This is a genomic window from Kitasatospora sp. NPDC001660, from assembly GCF_053596725.1.
On record NZ_JBSFGU010000001.1, the window covers coordinates 249,172 to 263,920 of the forward strand.

The 14,749-nt window shown below is 74.1% G+C and carries 9 protein-coding genes and 1 pseudogene; 8 read left to right on the forward strand and 2 right to left on the reverse strand.

Translation table 11 applies throughout. The features are described from left to right. Positions 1-193 precede the first annotated feature (193 nt). The 3 genes from ACWCXH_RS01040 to ACWCXH_RS01050 are packed head-to-tail and all read left to right on the forward strand — an operon-like array spanning position 194 to position 3,553. Entirely contained in the window at positions 194-1,870 is a 1,677-nt protein-coding gene (locus ACWCXH_RS01040; protein WP_449799185.1) for an FAD-dependent oxidoreductase, read from the forward strand. Then, positions 1,867-3,327 carry an ATP-binding protein gene (locus ACWCXH_RS01045; RefSeq protein ID WP_449799186.1) on the forward strand — a complete coding sequence of 487 codons (1,461 nt, stop codon included), beginning with the start codon at positions 1,867-1,869 and terminating at the stop codon, positions 3,325-3,327. Before ACWCXH_RS01040 ends, ACWCXH_RS01045 begins: the two co-directional genes overlap by 4 nt. A gap of 55 nt (positions 3,328-3,382) precedes the next feature. Next, positions 3,383-3,553: a hypothetical protein gene (locus tag ACWCXH_RS01050; RefSeq protein ID WP_449799368.1), complete on the forward strand. Its 171-nt coding sequence runs from the start codon at positions 3,383-3,385 to the stop codon at positions 3,551-3,553. A gap of 222 nt (positions 3,554-3,775) precedes the next feature. On the opposite strand, the pseudogene ACWCXH_RS01055 reads toward ACWCXH_RS01050, so the two are convergent. Further along, positions 3,776-4,249: pseudogene (locus ACWCXH_RS01055) on the reverse strand (transposase); the annotation flags it as partial. Here ACWCXH_RS01055 and ACWCXH_RS01060 point away from each other — a divergent pair. The 4 genes from ACWCXH_RS01060 to ACWCXH_RS01075 all read left to right on the forward strand — a co-directional run bounded on the left by ACWCXH_RS01060 (position 4,203) and on the right by ACWCXH_RS01075 (position 7,240). Continuing rightward, positions 4,203-4,406: a zinc ribbon domain-containing protein gene (locus ACWCXH_RS01060; protein ID WP_449799356.1), complete on the forward strand. Its 204-nt coding sequence runs from the start codon at positions 4,203-4,205 to the stop codon at positions 4,404-4,406. The pseudogene ACWCXH_RS01055 and the gene ACWCXH_RS01060 overlap by 47 nt on opposite strands. Positions 4,407-4,783: 377 nt before the next feature. Beyond that, positions 4,784-5,737: a hypothetical protein gene (locus ACWCXH_RS01065; RefSeq protein WP_449799187.1), complete on the forward strand. Its 954-nt coding sequence runs from the start codon at positions 4,784-4,786 to the stop codon at positions 5,735-5,737. Positions 5,738-5,742: 5 nt separating this feature from the next. Then, the gene (locus ACWCXH_RS01070) at positions 5,743-6,387 is read left to right on the forward strand and encodes a hypothetical protein (protein WP_449799188.1); all 645 of its coding nucleotides are present in this window, start codon (positions 5,743-5,745) and stop codon (positions 6,385-6,387) included. Continuing rightward, positions 6,374-7,240, forward strand: a complete 867-nt coding sequence (locus ACWCXH_RS01075; RefSeq protein ID WP_449799189.1) for an inositol monophosphatase family protein — start codon at positions 6,374-6,376, stop codon at positions 7,238-7,240. The genes ACWCXH_RS01070 and ACWCXH_RS01075 overlap by 14 nt, the downstream gene beginning before the upstream one ends. Here the strand turns inward: ACWCXH_RS01075 and ACWCXH_RS01080 are convergent. Then, entirely contained in the window at positions 7,230-8,420 is a 1,191-nt protein-coding gene (locus ACWCXH_RS01080) for an SLC13 family permease (protein ID WP_449799190.1), read from the reverse strand. The two genes, ACWCXH_RS01075 and ACWCXH_RS01080, sit on opposite strands and share 11 nt — an antisense overlap. A 129-nt stretch (positions 8,421-8,549) precedes the next feature. Here ACWCXH_RS01080 and ACWCXH_RS01085 point away from each other — a divergent pair, with 129 nt between their 5' ends. Next, complete coding sequence (locus ACWCXH_RS01085; RefSeq protein WP_449799191.1) at positions 8,550-14,696, forward strand: WD40 domain-containing protein; 6,147 nt, start codon at positions 8,550-8,552, stop codon at positions 14,694-14,696. Positions 14,697-14,749: the final 53 nt, after the last annotated feature.

A 14,749-nucleotide genomic window follows, 5' to 3' on the forward strand; every position in this document is an offset into this window, starting at 1 on the left:
CTCACTCCCCTTCCGGACCCACGACCGGGCCCCGGAGGCCGCGCACCCCCAGGCCGGGCAGAACTACGCCGTCGCGCAGTGGGCCGCCGCCCACGGAGCAGAGCCGGTTACGACGGTGGGCCGGGCCACGGGTCGGCGAGCACACTGGAAGGGGTCGTTCCCTGGAGCCGGCAACAGTCCTGGGTGGTGGGCCATGGCAGAGGTCACCGAGGCGGTGCGGACCGTGATGATGACCGTGGACGACGATCCCGCGGTGTCCCGTGCGGTTGCCCGGGACCTGCGCCGTCGCTACGGGAGCGACTACCGGGTGGTCCGCGCCGAGTCCGGCGCGTCGGCGCTGGAGGCGCTGCGCGAGCTGAAGCTGCGGGGCACGCCGGTGGCGGTGATCCTGGCGGACTACCGGATGCCGCAGATGAACGGCATCGAGTTCCTCGAAGAGGCACTCGATCTGTACCCGGGAGCCAGGCGGGTGCTGCTCACCGCCTACGCCGACACCAACGCCGCGATCGACGCGATCAACGTCGTCGACCTCGACCACTACCTGCTCAAGCCGTGGGAGCCGCCCGAGGAGAAGTTGTACCCGGTGGTGGACGACCTGCTGGAGTCGTGGCGGGCCACCGGGGGCCGGGCCGTGGACACCACGAAGGTCGTCGGCCACCGCTGGTCGGCCCGCTCCTCGCAGATCCGGGAGTTCCTGGCCCGCAACCAGGTGCCGTACCGGTGGTACTCCAGCGAGGAGCCGGAGGGCACGCGCCTGCTGGCCGCCGCAGGGCTGGACGCGCGGCGGCTGCCGCTCGTGGTGCCCCCCGACGGCGCGGTGCTCGTGGAGCCCGACGAACGGGACCTGGCCGCCCACGTCGGGCTGTCGACCACCCCGGCGGCGGACTTCTACGACCTGGTCATCGTCGGCGGCGGACCCGCCGGACTCGGCGCGGCCGTCTACGGAGCCTCGGAGGGCCTGCGCACCGTCCTGGTGGAGCGTGAGGCGACCGGGGGCCAGGCGGGCCAGAGCTCGCGGATCGAGAACTACCTGGGCTTCCCCGACGGGGTCTCCGGCGCGCAGCTCACCGATCGGGCGCGCCGCCAGGCCACGAAGTTCGGCGCTGAGCTGCTCACGGCGTGCAAGGTGACCGGGTTGGAGGTGAACGGGGCCGCCCGCACGCTGCGCTTCGCCGACGGCTCCTCCGTCTCGGCCCAGGCCGTGATCCTGGCGACGGGCGTGTCGTACCGGCAGCTGGACGTGCCGGGAGTCGCCGAGCTGACCGGGCGCGGGGTCTACTACGGCTCGGCGCTGACCGAGGCGGCCGCCTGCCAGGGGCAGGAGGTGTTCATCGTGGGCGGGGCGAACTCCGCCGGCCAGGCCGCGATGTTCCTCGCCCGCCATGCCCGGAAGGTCACCCTGCTGGTGCGGGCACCGGAGCTGGCCGCCTCGATGTCCTTCTACCTGCTCCAGCGGGTCGAGGACACCCCCGCCGTGTCCGTGCGCACGGACACGGCCGTCGAGGCGGCCCACGGCAGGGAGCACCTGGAAGCGCTGACCCTGCGAAACCGGGTGACCGGGCGGTCCGAGACCGTCGACGCACAGTGGATGTACGTCTTCATCGGTGCCGAGCCGCTGACCGACTGGCTGGCCGGCACGGTGCTCAGGGACCCCCGCGGCTTCGTGCTGACCGGCCCCGATCTGAGCGCCGACGGGCGCCCTCCGGCGGGCTGGCCGCTGGACCGGCCTCCCTACCACCTGGAGACCAGCGTGCCGGGAGTGTTCGCGGCCGGAGACGTCCGCGCGGAGTCCGCCAAACGGGTCGCCTCCGCGGTCGGCGAAGGCGCCATGGCCGTCATGCTCGCACACCGGTACCTGGAGCAGTCGTGACCGCCCGCCCGGCGAGCTGCGACGAGCAGGAGCTGCGGAGGCTGTTCCTGTTCGAGAGGCTGACGGCCGAGCAGCTCGCCCAGCTCTGCCGGGACGGACATGTGGAGTGGTTCGACCCCGGCCCCGTGTACCGGGAGGGCGATCCGGCCGTGAACCTCTACGTGCTGTTCCACGGCACCGTGGTGCTCTCGCGCCGCGTCGGCGGCCAGGAGGTGGACATCAGCCGCACCTCCGCGCCCGGGGTGTACGCCGGGGCCTTCCAGGCGTACCTGGGCGACCAGGTGCCGCAGGTGTACAACAACTCGCTGCGGGTCACCGAGCGGTCCCGCTTCTTCGTCCTGCCCGCGGAAGCCTTCGCGCAGATCATGCGCGACTGGTTCCCGATGGCCGTCCACCTGTTGGAGGGGCTGTTCTTCGGATTCAAGAACACCCAGGAGGCGGTCGGGCAGCGGGAGCGGCTGCTGGCCCTCGGGACGGTGACGGCCGGGCTCACCCACGAGCTCAACAACCCCGCGGCCGCCGCTGTGCGCGCCGCCTCGGCGCTGCGGGAGCGCATCGCCCGGGCACGCCGCGAGTTCGCCGCACTCGCGGCCGGGCCGCACCGGGGCGAGGACCTGGCGCACCTGAGCGACCTCCAGGACCTGACCGTCGACCGGATGGGGCAGACCCCGAAGCTCAGCCCGTTGCAGGCCGCCGACCAGGAGGATGCGGTCGGTGACTGGCTGGAGGAGCACGACGTCGCCGACGGCTGGGAGCTCGCGTCGGTCCTCGTCCAGGCGGGTCTGGGCACCGCCTGGCTGGACCGGATCGTGGGTGCGCTGCCCGCGGAGATGCTCAGCAGCGCGCTGAACTGGCTGACCTGCACAGTCGAGTCCGAACTGCTGCTGGGCGAGATCGAGGACGCGACCCACCGGGTCTCCGCGCTCGTCGGGGCCGCGAAGCAGTACACGCAGCTGGACCGGGCCCCGTACCAGAACGTCGACGTCCACGAACTGCTGGACAGCACTCTGCTGCTGCTCGCAGCGAAGATCGGCCCGGACATCACGGTCGTGTGCGACTACGACCGCACGCTGCCGCGCGTCCCCGGCTACCCCGCCGAGCTGAACCAGGTCTGGACGAACCTGATCGACAACGCCGTCTGGTCCATGCGCAGCACCGGCCCCGGCGAGGGCACCCTCACCGTCCGGACCGCGCGGGACGGGGACCGGGTGCTGGTCGAGTTCCGCGACACCGGCCCCGGCGTGCCCGCCGACGTGCAGAGCCGGGTCTTCGACCCGTTCTTCACCACCAAGCCCGTCGGCGAGGGCACCGGCCTGGGCCTGGATGTCTCGTGGCGCATCGTCGTCAACCGGCACGGCGGCGACCTGCGCCTGGTGTCCGCGCCTGGCGACACCCGCTTCCAGGTCCGCCTCCCGATCGCCCCCGCGGAGCCCGACTCCCCGCCGGAGCAGGCCTGAAGCAATCAGCAGGCGGCTGCAGACGCAGGTCAGCGACCTCGATCTGGCGGACGCCATGTACGAGTCCGTGATGCGGTCGATCCTCGTCGACGCGCCGACGATGACCGGCAACCCCGCGACCGCCGCCGCCATCGCCTTCCGCACCGTCGCACCCACGCTGCCGAAGCTCACGGACGCCGAGCGCGCTCTCCTCGGCGAATGGCTGGCCCGCGCCGCCGACAGCTGACGGGCCACGCCCGGCGCGACCGCGGCAGACCGGCGCGGCACGAACCTCGCGTGCCCGCCGCGAAGCACCGCCGGGACTGGGCCCGCCCCGGAGCGGACCTTCCAGCGCATGACGAGGCACAAGGCGACGGCGGCGAGGGCGAATCCGACTCCCAGCAGCACCGCGGCCCTTGAGGCGCCTTTGTGAGCCGACCAGCCGGGACAGGGCGACCTTCGGCGGGTAGTGCACGAGCAGATGGATGCGGTGCTTATCGCCGTTGAACTCGACCAGCCCGGTTTCGAAGTCGGCGCAGACGGCGCGCACGATCTCTTCGCAGCGCCGAAGGATCTCGTCGGTGAACGGTCCGCGCCGGTACTCGGGCGTGAAGACCACATGCGCATGCAGCACGCGAATAATAGTTCGACAATTGTGGATATCGGGATTTGGCTCCCAACGTCCGGACACAGACCTAGGGTTGAGCTCGTGAAGGTCGTGGTGCAGGTGAAGCTGGTGCCGGAGGCCGATCAGGCCGCCGCGCTCCGGATGACCCTGCGCATGGTCAACGAGTCGGCGAACTGGGTGTCGGTGGTGGCATTCGAGCGCGGGGTACCGCGTGAGTACGAGCTGCGCAGGCACACCTACCAAGCGCGCCGGAGTGCCACTGGTGTACGTGAACCCGGCGTACACCAGCCAGGAATGCTCCCAGTGCCACCACATCGACCGGAAGAACCGCGTCGACCAGGCGACGTTCGCCTGCCGGTCCTGCGGGACCGTCATGCACGCGGACGACAACGCTTCCCACAACATCGTCCGCAAGGGCGAGACCGTGTGGACAGCGGGGCGTGAGTCACGCGTCCCAGCCACCGCAACCTAGGTGGCTCAGACGTGGGAGGCCACGCGGCACCCAGCCGCGCCCTACCCACAAACCCGGCCCCATCAGGGCCGGGTCAAGTTGACGTGTCGTTGCCCGCGCGCAGCCAGGCGATGTAGTCGGAGGCGGCTCGTTCGGTGTCGTACTCGGGCTGGTAGCCGGTGTCTTCCTTCAGGCGGCTGATGTCGAGGACCAGGTGCGGCGCACCGCCTCCGCCGGGGAGGCCGACCTCGGCGCCGGGCGCCGTCTTTCCGTCCTCGGCGAAGGCCGGACGGACGAGGTGGGTGAGGTCGGGGGCGCAGCAGCGGCGTCAAATCGCTTTTGCACTATGGTGGTTGACGTGTCCCGGCCCCTACCATGAGAGCGGGCAGGAGGGGGCCATGGCCGGGATGTCGGCGGAGCCGGGGCGGCGGCTTGAGCGTGCGCTGGCCTGGGCGATCAGGAACTCGGACGGGGTCGTGGCGTTCACCGGCGCCACGGTGGTCGGTCTGCTCGACATGCTCGGCGACACGGTTGCGGAGCGGGTCGGATCGGGCGCGACCCTGCTGGTGCTGGCCGCGTTGGTGTACGGGACGCTGGCGGACCGCAAGCGGCGGGCGGCGGACATCCGGGAGGCGATGGCCGGGACCAGGCGGGCACTCGAGGGCATGACCGCGATCCGGGAGCTCGCCGGCTCCGAGGTCGAGCAGGCCCTGGCCCAGGCCCGGCAGGACACCGACCGGTGGGTGTTCAAGGGCGGCACCGGGACGTACCTGCGGGCGGTCACCCTGCCGGAGTGCGTCCGCGAGGCGCAGCGCCTGCGCCGTTCGCTGACGGTCAAGATCGACATCGTGCACCCGGGCGACGAACGGGCCTGCCGGGCGTACGCGCGGTTCCGGCAGGCCTTCGGGCGCCCGTCGGACGGCGACCCGTGGACCACCGGCCGCACCCGCAAGGAGTCCTTCGCCACCGTGCTCGCCGCCTGCTGGTACCGCCAGCGGCTGGACACCCTGGAGATCGACGTCCACCTCTCCTCGGTGGTCCCGACCCTGCGCTACGACCTCTCGGCGTCCTGCGCGATCGTCACCCAGGACGACCCCAGCCGGGTGAGCCTGTACGTCGAGAAGGGCCGGCCGCTGTACGACTACTACGTCACCGATCTCCACCACTACCGCGAGCAGGCCGTCAAGCTCGACCTCCGCGACGCGGAGCCGCTCGGCGACGAACCCACCGTCGAGGAGGTGCGCCGGCTGTTCGACGGGCTGGGACTGCCCCTGCCCGCCGACCTGACGGACCGGGACGTCGGCGAGATCGTCGACAAGGCGCTACGAACGGAGAACCCGTACCGGAGGTGACACGGATGGACTTCGCCGTGCTGGAGCAGCTGGTCGGCCGCACCTCGGCCGAGCCAGGGCTGCCCGCGCTGGTGATCCGGGAGCTGGAGGAAATCGCCTCCGGCGAGCGGCCGTTGAACGCGGTCTCGCACCCGCTCGGCTTCTTCTGTCTGCCGGTGCTGCGCCAGGGCGAGCTCGGAGTGTGCGTGCACGTCTTCGAGCCCGGCGGGCTGCGCGAGTCGCTGGTGCACTGCCACAGCTGGCAGTTGACCAGCAGCGTGCTGTACGGGCGGATCGGCAACACCCGGATGCGGGTCTCCGACGCACCGGACCGGCCGACGCACCGGCTGTTCGTCGTGGAGAGCGACGCCTCGGGAGTGGACCAGCTCCGGCCGACGGCACGGCTGGTGCGCTGCGGGGTCGAGGCCCGGCACACGGGCGCCCGGGGCGACACGTACACGCTGGCCGCCGGGACGTTCCACACGACGGTCGTACCGGACGGCGGTCCGGCGGCCACCTTGGTCCTCGCCCGGACGGTGCCGGACGGCCGGGACCTGATGCTCGGTCCGGTGCACGCCCCGGCGCGGCGGACGTTGCGCCGGGCGTGCGACCCTGTCCGGACCGCCGGGCTCGCCCGGTCCTGCGCCAGGAGGATCCGTGAGCGGGGGTGAGGCCGGGACGCCGGCGGGAGGCCCGGAGTCGGCGGCAGGGTTCGCCGCCGAGTGCCGGATCGCGGTGGACGCGGCGGAGCGGGCCGGTGCGCTGCTGCGCTCGCGCTTCCAGCAGGAGCACGCGGTCCGTCCCAAGGGCGACCGGGGCGACGTGGTCACCGACCTCGACCTCCTGGCCGAGGGGCTGGTGGTGGCCCGGATCCGGGAGAGCTTTCCGCGGGACCGCATCCTCACCGAGGAGGCGGGCCTGCTGGACGGCGACCGGCCGGACCGGACCTGGCTGGTCGATCCGCTCGACGGCAGCAACAACGTGGTGATCGGTCTGGCCGCCTACGTGGTGGGCGTCGCGCTGTGCGTCGAGGAGCAGCCGGTGGTCGGGGTGGTGCACGATCCGGTGACCGGGCGGACCTGGCGGGCGCTACGCGGCTGCGGCGCGTACGGTCCGCACGGGCGGATCGCCGGCCCGGCCCGCAGGCTGCCGCCGGCCGGGCCGGTGCTGGCCTGGACCCAGGGGCACGGTGTCGCCCGGGACGACCCGACCGCGTGCGGGCTCAGGACGGCGCTGGAGGCCGGATCGCGCCGGCTGCTCCAGCTGTGGGCCCCCCTGCTCACCTGGTCGATGCTGGTGCGCGGGGACATCGACGGTTTCGTCGGCTACCGGCCGGAGGAGATCGACCTCCCGGCCGGGAGCCTGCTCGCCGCCGAGGCGGGACTGGAGGTCCGGCGCCTGGACGGCGGCGAGTTCAGCCACCGGATCGGACAGCCGGACACCGATCGCAGCTTCGTCGCCGGCCCGCCCGAGGCCATCGGGCACCTGCTCGACCTGGTGGCACGCGCGCGGCTCACGCGGTGACGGCCAACGCCGTCGTGGCGGCCAGCACCGCGGCGACGGCCAGCACCGCGCCCGTCGCCGTCACCCGCCGGACCGGCACCCGGACGCCGAAGGCGCGGCACCGCTCGTACCAGATCAGCGTGGCGAGCGAGGCCCAGGGCAGTATCACCGGCCCGGCGTTGGTGCCCACGAGCAGGGCCAGCAGCTGCGCGTGGTTGCCGACCGGCACCACGGCCTCGCCGGCCAGGTAGACCGGCAGGTTGTTCAGCACGTTGGACAGGCCCGCGCCGGCCAGCGAGGCCCGGAAAAGCCCGGACGCGCCGCCGTCCGTGCCGACCGCCGTGGCCAGCAGGTGGTGCAGCCCGTGCGCGTCCACCGTCTGGACCACCAGGAACATGCCCGGCACCAGGACGAGCAGCCGCCACGGCACCAGGGAGAGGCGCAGCTCCGTCGGCCGGCGCAGGGCGAACGCCACCACCGCGACGGCCGCGGTGGTGGCGGAGGCCAGCCACAGCGGCAGGTCGGCCAGCATAACGGCGAGCAGGAAGACGGCGCAGCACGCGGCGCAGATCCGGAACAGCACCGGGTCCGCCGGCCGGTGCCGCTGCGGGGGCTGGTAGTCGAGCGCCCCGCGCCGGCCGCGCCGCCAGTAGAACAGCCACAGGCAGGCCATGGTCAGCACTACGGCGGCCAGTTGGGGCGCCCACATCGCGCGGGCCATGCCGGCCGGGGTGAGGGCGACCCGGTCCGCCGCCAGCAGGTTGGTCAGGTTGGAGACCGGAAGCAGCAGGCTGGAGGTGTTCGCCAGCCAGACCGTGGTCATCGCCAGCGGGACGGGGGCGATCCCCACCCGTCCGGCCAGCGCCAGCATCACGGGCGTCAGCAGGACGGCCGTCGTGTCGAGGTTGAGTGTCACCGTGGTGAGCGAGGCGAAGGCCACGCACAGCACGAACAGCGCGGCGTAGCTGCCCCGTCCGGCCCGGGCCACGGCGGTCGCGACCGCGTCGAACACCTCGGCGGCGCTGGTGAGTTCGGCCAGGACGATGACGCTGGCGAGGAAGGCCAGCAGTGGCCCGATGCGGGTCATCGCGGCCCCGGCGGACGCGGTCGGCAGCAACCCGCTCGCCACGCACAGCAGCCCGGCCGCGAGCAGCCCCACCGCCACCCGGTCCAGCACTTCCAGACGCCTCAGGAACAACACGGGCAGAAGCATCGCACGCGGAAGTGAGCCGGGACAGACGGCCGCGAGAGACGGCCGGGCCGGCCGCGGCGGCCGGTGAACCCTTCCGCACACTCCCCAACTGCTGATGAACTGTCATAAAGTTGGCGCATGGGAGCGCTTGACGCCGACAGCGGGGAATCGTCCGGGCCGCTGGACTTCTTCATCAGTTACTCGCCGGCCGACGAGCGGTGGGCGGCATGGATCGCCTGGACCCTGGAGGAGGCCGGCTACCGGACCTTCCTCCAGGCCTGGGACTTCGTGCCGGGCACCAACTTCGTCGAGTTCATGGACCGCGGTGTCACCGAGTCCGCCGCGGTGATCGCCTTGTTGTCCCGCCACTACGAACGCTCGCGCTACGGACGGCTGGAGTGGCAGGCCGCGCTCCGCGCCGATCCGGACGCGCCGGAGCGGCGGCTGGTCACCGTCCGGGTCGAGGACGTGTCGGTCGACGGCCTCCTCGCCATGATCACCTACGTCGACCTGGTCGGGGTCGCCGATCCGGACCGGGCCCGCCGGCTGCTGCTCGCCCGGATCGAGCAGGCACTGGACGGCCACGCCCGGCCGCGGCTGCGGCCCGGCTTCCCCGGCGAGCCATCGGCGACGACAGCGACGGCAGCCCCGGCGGCCGGCCGCCCGTCAGCGGCAGGCGGCACGCACCTCGTGGACGGCGCCCCGGCGCCCTCGCCGCTCGCCCGGCCGATCGGCCGGACCGGCTGGAGCGGGCGGCGACGCCCGTCCGCCCGGCCCGAGTACCCGCCGGCCGCCCGGGACCGGACCGGCCGGGAGTCCATCACCGTCCTGCACCTGGCCGGCCCGGCGTTCGGCCGCGGCCAGGACCCGGTCGACCTCCAGGCGGCGATCTGGGGCGATCTGGTCGCACTCGCCGACGGCGGCGCGCCGGCCCCCGAACTGCTCGTCGTCACCGGCGACCTGACCGCGTCCGGCAGCCCCCGCGAGTGCGACCAGGCCCTGACCTTCCTCACGGGCCTGCGCACCCTGCTCGGCCTGGAGCCGCACCGGGTCGCCATCGTGCCGGGGGGCCAGGACGTCAACCTCGCCGCCTCCCGCGCCTACTTCAGCACCTGCGAGGCGGACGAGCAGCCGCCGCGCCCGCCGTACTGGCCCAAGTGGCGGCACTACACCCGGTTGTTCCAGGAGTTCTACCAGGGACTGGACACCGTGTTCGACAGCGACCAGCCGTGGTCGCTGTTCCCCGTGCCGGAGCTCGGCACGGTGGTCGCCGGCCTCAACTCCTCCCTGGCGTACAGCCACCGGCCCGACGACCAGTACGGCTGGCTCGGCCCGGAGCAGGCCGCCTGGTTCGCCCAGGCGCTGCGGCCGTACGAGGCCGAGGGCTGGCTGCGGATCGGCGCGCTGTGCCACCCGCTCTCCGCTCCGCCCCGGCCGACGGGCACCGGCGCAGGCATCGGCGCGGGCATCAGCCCGGGTATCGGCGCGGGCGCCGGATCAGGGCGACACCCCGGGGCGCTGCGCGACCTGGACCGCTTCACCCGGCTGACCGCACCCCGGCTGCACCTGCTGCTGCACGGCCCGGCCGACGGACGCTCCGCCGTCTCCGGGCTGCCCCTCCAGGCCGACGAGTTGACCGTCGCCCGGGTCGCCGGGCCCGGCTCGCACCAGCTGCTCCAGCTCACCCGCTCCGGCCTCACCCGCTGGCCCGGCCCCGACGGCGGCGCCCAGGACCGGCTCCACCGCCCCTGGCACCGTTCCCACCGCGCGTTCGGCCCCGCGCCCGGCCCGGCCGAGCCGCTCCCGGCCGCCGGGCCGCCCGACCGGGAGGCCCGGGAGCTCGCCTCCCCGCTGGAGGCGCTCACCGAACGGGTCGCGGAGGTGTGCCGGACGAGGCACCAGGGCGCCCAGCTGCGCTCGGTCGGCGGCCCGCTGCCCCAGCTCCTGGTCACCTGGCGCGAGGCCGACTTCGTGCGCCAGCAGCGGGTGGCCGTCTGCCTCGGCACGCCGCAGGCGCAGGACATCGACGGGTTCATCGCCCAGGTGCACGCCGCCGAGACCGCGGCACCGGCCGGCGCCGGGGGCGACGCCGAGCTCGTGTACGAGGGAGCGCCACCGGGCCGCGCGCTGCGCGACCACGCCCGCCGGCGCGGGGTGCGGCTGCGCAGCTTCGTCGAGTTCCAGGGGCTGCTGGACCTGCACGACTACGTGGCCGCCCAGAGCGAACGCATGCGCTCCGACGACCGGTACCCGCCGGGCCTGTACCTGCCGCAGCGCTACCGCCGCCTCGACCACCCCGCCACCGGCGAGGGCGACGGGCTGGTGGACCACCTGCTGCGCCAACTCGACGGCGACCAGGGCAGGTTCGTCCTGCTGCTCGGCGACTTCGGGCACGGCAAGACCTTCGCGCTGCGCGAACTCGCCCGCCGGATCCCCCTCGAACTCCCCCAGCTGACACCGCTGTTCATCGAGCTGCAGGCGCTGGACCGGGCGCACTCCTTCGACGAGCTGGTCGCCGCCCACCTGGCCGGCCACGGCATCGACACCATCGACCTGCGGGCCTTTCGCTACATGCTCCGGCAGGGCCGGATCGTCCTGCTCTTCGACGGCTTCGACGAGTTGGTGAACCGCGTCAGCTACGAGCGGGCCGCCGACCACCTCCGGGTACTGCTGGACGCCTCGGTGGACAGCGCCAAGATCGTGGTCAGCAGCCGGACCCAGCACTTCAGTTCGCAACAGCAGGTGCTCACCGCGCTGGGCGAGCGGGTCCGCCTGCACCCGCAGCGGGAGCTGCTCGACATCCAGGAGTTCACCCCGGCCCAGATCCGCAGCTACCTGGTCAACCGGTACGGCGACGAGGCGGCAGCCGACCGCCGGCTGCGGCTGCTCCAGGACATCCCGGACCTGCTGACGCTGTGCCGCAATCCCCGGCTGCTCAGCTTCGTCGCCGAGTTGGCGCACAACCGGCTCCGCTCGGTGGCCAGCGCCGGGCGCGCACTGAGCGCCGCCCGGCTCTACCAGGAGGTGTTCACCGCCTGGCTGGAGTTCGAGGAACGGCGCGGCCGGGGCGGCCCGGGCGCGGCGCCCGGGCTGAGCCTGGACCAGCTCTGGGCGGCCGTCACCGAACTGGCCGTCCGGCTCTGGGAGAGCGGCCGCGACACCCTGCCGCTGGACGAACTCACCGATCTGGCATCGACCCTGGCCCCGCTCGCCGACGGCCGGCAGCCTGCCGCGCACACCGCGCACGCGGTCGGCTCGGGCAGTCTGCTGGTGCGCACCGACGACGGGATGTTCCAGTTCATCCACAGCTCGGTGATGGAGTGGCTGGTCGCCCGCGAAGCGGCGGTCCGGCTGGCCGCCGCCCCGGACGGCGCCCTGACCGGCTCCCCGGGCGGCGACCTCCCGGGCGGCGGGCTGCTCGGCCGGGCGAGGTTCAGCCGGCTGGCGGTGGAGTTCCTCTGCGACCTGGCCGACCACCGGGTGTGCCAGGAATGGGCGGAGCGGGTCCTGGCCGCCCCCGCCGAGGAGCCGGCCCGGGCCGCCGGGCGCCGCAGGTCCGCGCGCAGGCCGGTCCAGCACGACGAGATCGCCCGCGCCAACGCCCTGCGGATACTGGCCCGCCTCCGGGTGCCGTCACGGACCGACCTGCGCGGAGCCCTGCTGGTCGGCGAGGACCTCTCCCACCGGGACCTCTCCGGGGTCGACCTCAGCCACGCCGACCTCACCGACGCCCGCCTGGTCGGCACCGACCTCTCCGGTGCCGTCCTCCGCGACGCCCGGCTGGTCGGCGCCAGACTGTCCGGGGCGAACCTGTCGGGCGCCGACCTGTCCGGCGCCGACCTGCGCCGGGCCCGGCTGATCCGCACCGACCTGCGCGGAGCCCGGCTGGCCGGCGGCCACTGGCAGCGCGCCGCCGTGATCTGCGCCGGCACCGATCCGGGCCTGCTCGCGACACCCGAGCTGCGGGCGGCGGCGGTCGCGCCCGGGCTGCCCGTGGAGGCCGGCTTCCGCCCCTCCGAGGTCGGCGTGCCCTACGGCTTCGACCCCCGGACCAGCCGGCTGCCCGAGCCGGTGGCCTTCAGCACCGATGGCCAGTTGCTCGCGGTGGGCAGCGACGACGGCACCGTCCTGGTCTGCGACGCCATCACCGGCACCGCGCTGCGCACGCTCAGGGAGCACGTCGGCCGGGTGTACGCGGTGAAGTTCGCCGAGGGTGTCCTCGCCACCGGCAGCGCCGACGGCACCGTCCGCCTGTGGGACCCGGTGTCCGGTGCCTGCCGCCACCGCCTGGACGTGCACGCCGACGGCGTGTGGCCGGTCTCGCTGCGCCCGGACGGCCGGCTGCTCGCCACCGGCGACGCCGAGGGCACGGTGACCCTCTGGGACACCGTCTCCGGCCGCCCGCTGCACCGGCTGCCCGGCCACACCGCCCCCGTGTACACCGCCGTGTACAGCCCCGACGGCTCGCTGCTCGTCACCGGCGACGCCGCCGGCGCCGTACGGCTGTGGGAGGCCGACACCGGCCGGCTCGTCACCGAACTCGACCGGCACCACGGCCCCGTGTACCGCGCCCGGTTCAGCCCGGACGGCACGCTGCTGGCGACCGGCGACGGCGGCGAACCGGCCGGCCCGGCGCCGACGGCCGACCCGGGCCCGGCCGTGGGCGGCCGGTACCCGACCGCCGGCGGGACGGTCCGGCTGTGGGACACCGCGACCTGGCACCTGCGCCGCACCCTCACCGGCCACACCGGCCGCGTCTACACCCTGGCCTTCCACCCCGAGGAGCCCCTGCTGGCCAGTGGTGACACCTCCGGGCAGGTCCGGCTCTGGAACACCGACACCGACACGGCGGCCGGACTGCTCACCGGCTGCACCGGCGCGGTGTACCAGGTGGCGTTCCACACCGGGCCCGACGGATCGGGCGCCGGAGCCCTGCTCGCGGCCGGGGACAGCGCCGGGACGGTCCGGGTCTGGCAACTCGGCGGCGGTGGCACCAGCGGTCTCGGCACCGGCGGGGGCACCGGCGGGGAGGGCGAGCCGGCCGTCCCGCTGCGCCGGCAGCCGCAGGAGCACCACGGGTCCGTCTGGGCCTGCAAGTTCCGTCCGCACGGCGGCCCCGAGGGATCCGACTCCGGGACCCTGCTGGTCACCGGCGGCAACGACGGGGCGGTCCGGCTCTGGGACGCGGCCACCGGGCAGAGCCGCCGGCTGCTGCGCGGGCACGGCCGCCGGATCGGCGCACTCTCCTTCAACGGGAGCGGCAACCTGCTCGCGGCCGCCGGCAACGACGGGACGGTCCGCCTGTGGGAGCCGACCACCGGCCGCCGGCTCCGTGAGATCACCGGCCGGAGCAACCGCCTGGTCTCGGCCGCGTTCGGCCCGTCCGGCCCGGTCCTGGCCACCGCCAGCAACGACGGGGACATGTACCTGTGGAACGCCGCGTCCGGCGAGTACCAGCGGCGGCTGGACGTCGAGACCGAGCACGTCTGGGCCGAGGCGTTCAGCCCGGACGGCTCCCTGCTGGCCACCGCCAACGACGACGACACCGTCCGGATCTGGTACCGCTCCACCGGTGCCCACGTCGCGACCCTCGCCGAACACCGGGGCCGGGTGCGCTCGATCGCGTTCGGCGCGGACGGCCGCCGGCTCGCCACCGCCTGCGACGACAGCCGGATCCGGCTCTGGGACCTCTCGACCGGCCGGCTGCGCGGCAGCCTGGAGGGGCACACCGACCGCGTCTACGCCGTCGTCTTCGCCCCGGACGACTCCTGGCTCGCCAGCGCCTCCTGGGACGGCCACGCCGTGGTCTGGGTCGACGGCCGGCCCCGGCACCACCTGCACGGCCACACCGGCCGCCTGTGGACCGCCGCCGCCCACCCCGGGGGCGGCTGCCTCGCGACCGCCGGCGACGACCGCGTGATCCGGCTCTGGGACCCGAGCACCGGCCACGGGACCGCCCGGCTGACCGGCCACACCGGCCGCATCCTGGCCCTCGCCTTCAGCCCGGACGGCTCGCTGCTGGCCAGCGGCGCGGAGGACGGCACCGTCCGCCTCTGGAGCGTCCCCGGCTCCGGGCCCGCCCCCGACTCCCCCGCCGCGCTCCACGCCACCCTCCTCGCCACACCCACCGGCTGGGCCGCACTCAGCCCGTCCGGCGGCTACAAGTACGAGGGCGACCTCGCCGGCGAGTTCTGGCACGCCGTCGGCATGTGCCGCTTCGAACCCGGCGAACTCGACGCCGCCCTCCCCGACATCCGCCGCCTCCCCCTGGAGTCCCCGCTCTGATCCCACCCGGACGACGGGCGCGACGGTGGACCTGCGGCCGCACTCGGAGCCGC

Excerpts from the sequence above, each read along its gene's own strand:
- ACWCXH_RS01085 (WP_449799191.1), top strand. The coding sequence starts at position 8,550 with ATGGGAGCGCTTGACGCCGACAGCGGGGAATCGTCCGGGCCGCTGGAC.
- ACWCXH_RS01070 (WP_449799188.1), top strand. The coding sequence starts at position 5,743 with ATGGACTTCGCCGTGCTGGAGCAGCTGGTCGGCCGCACCTCGGCCGAG.
- ACWCXH_RS01065 (WP_449799187.1), top strand. The coding sequence starts at position 4,784 with ATGGCCGGGATGTCGGCGGAGCCGGGGCGGCGGCTTGAGCGTGCGCTG.
- ACWCXH_RS01050 (WP_449799368.1), top strand. The coding sequence starts at position 3,383 with ATGTACGAGTCCGTGATGCGGTCGATCCTCGTCGACGCGCCGACGATG.
- ACWCXH_RS01040 (WP_449799185.1), top strand. The coding sequence starts at position 194 with ATGGCAGAGGTCACCGAGGCGGTGCGGACCGTGATGATGACCGTGGAC.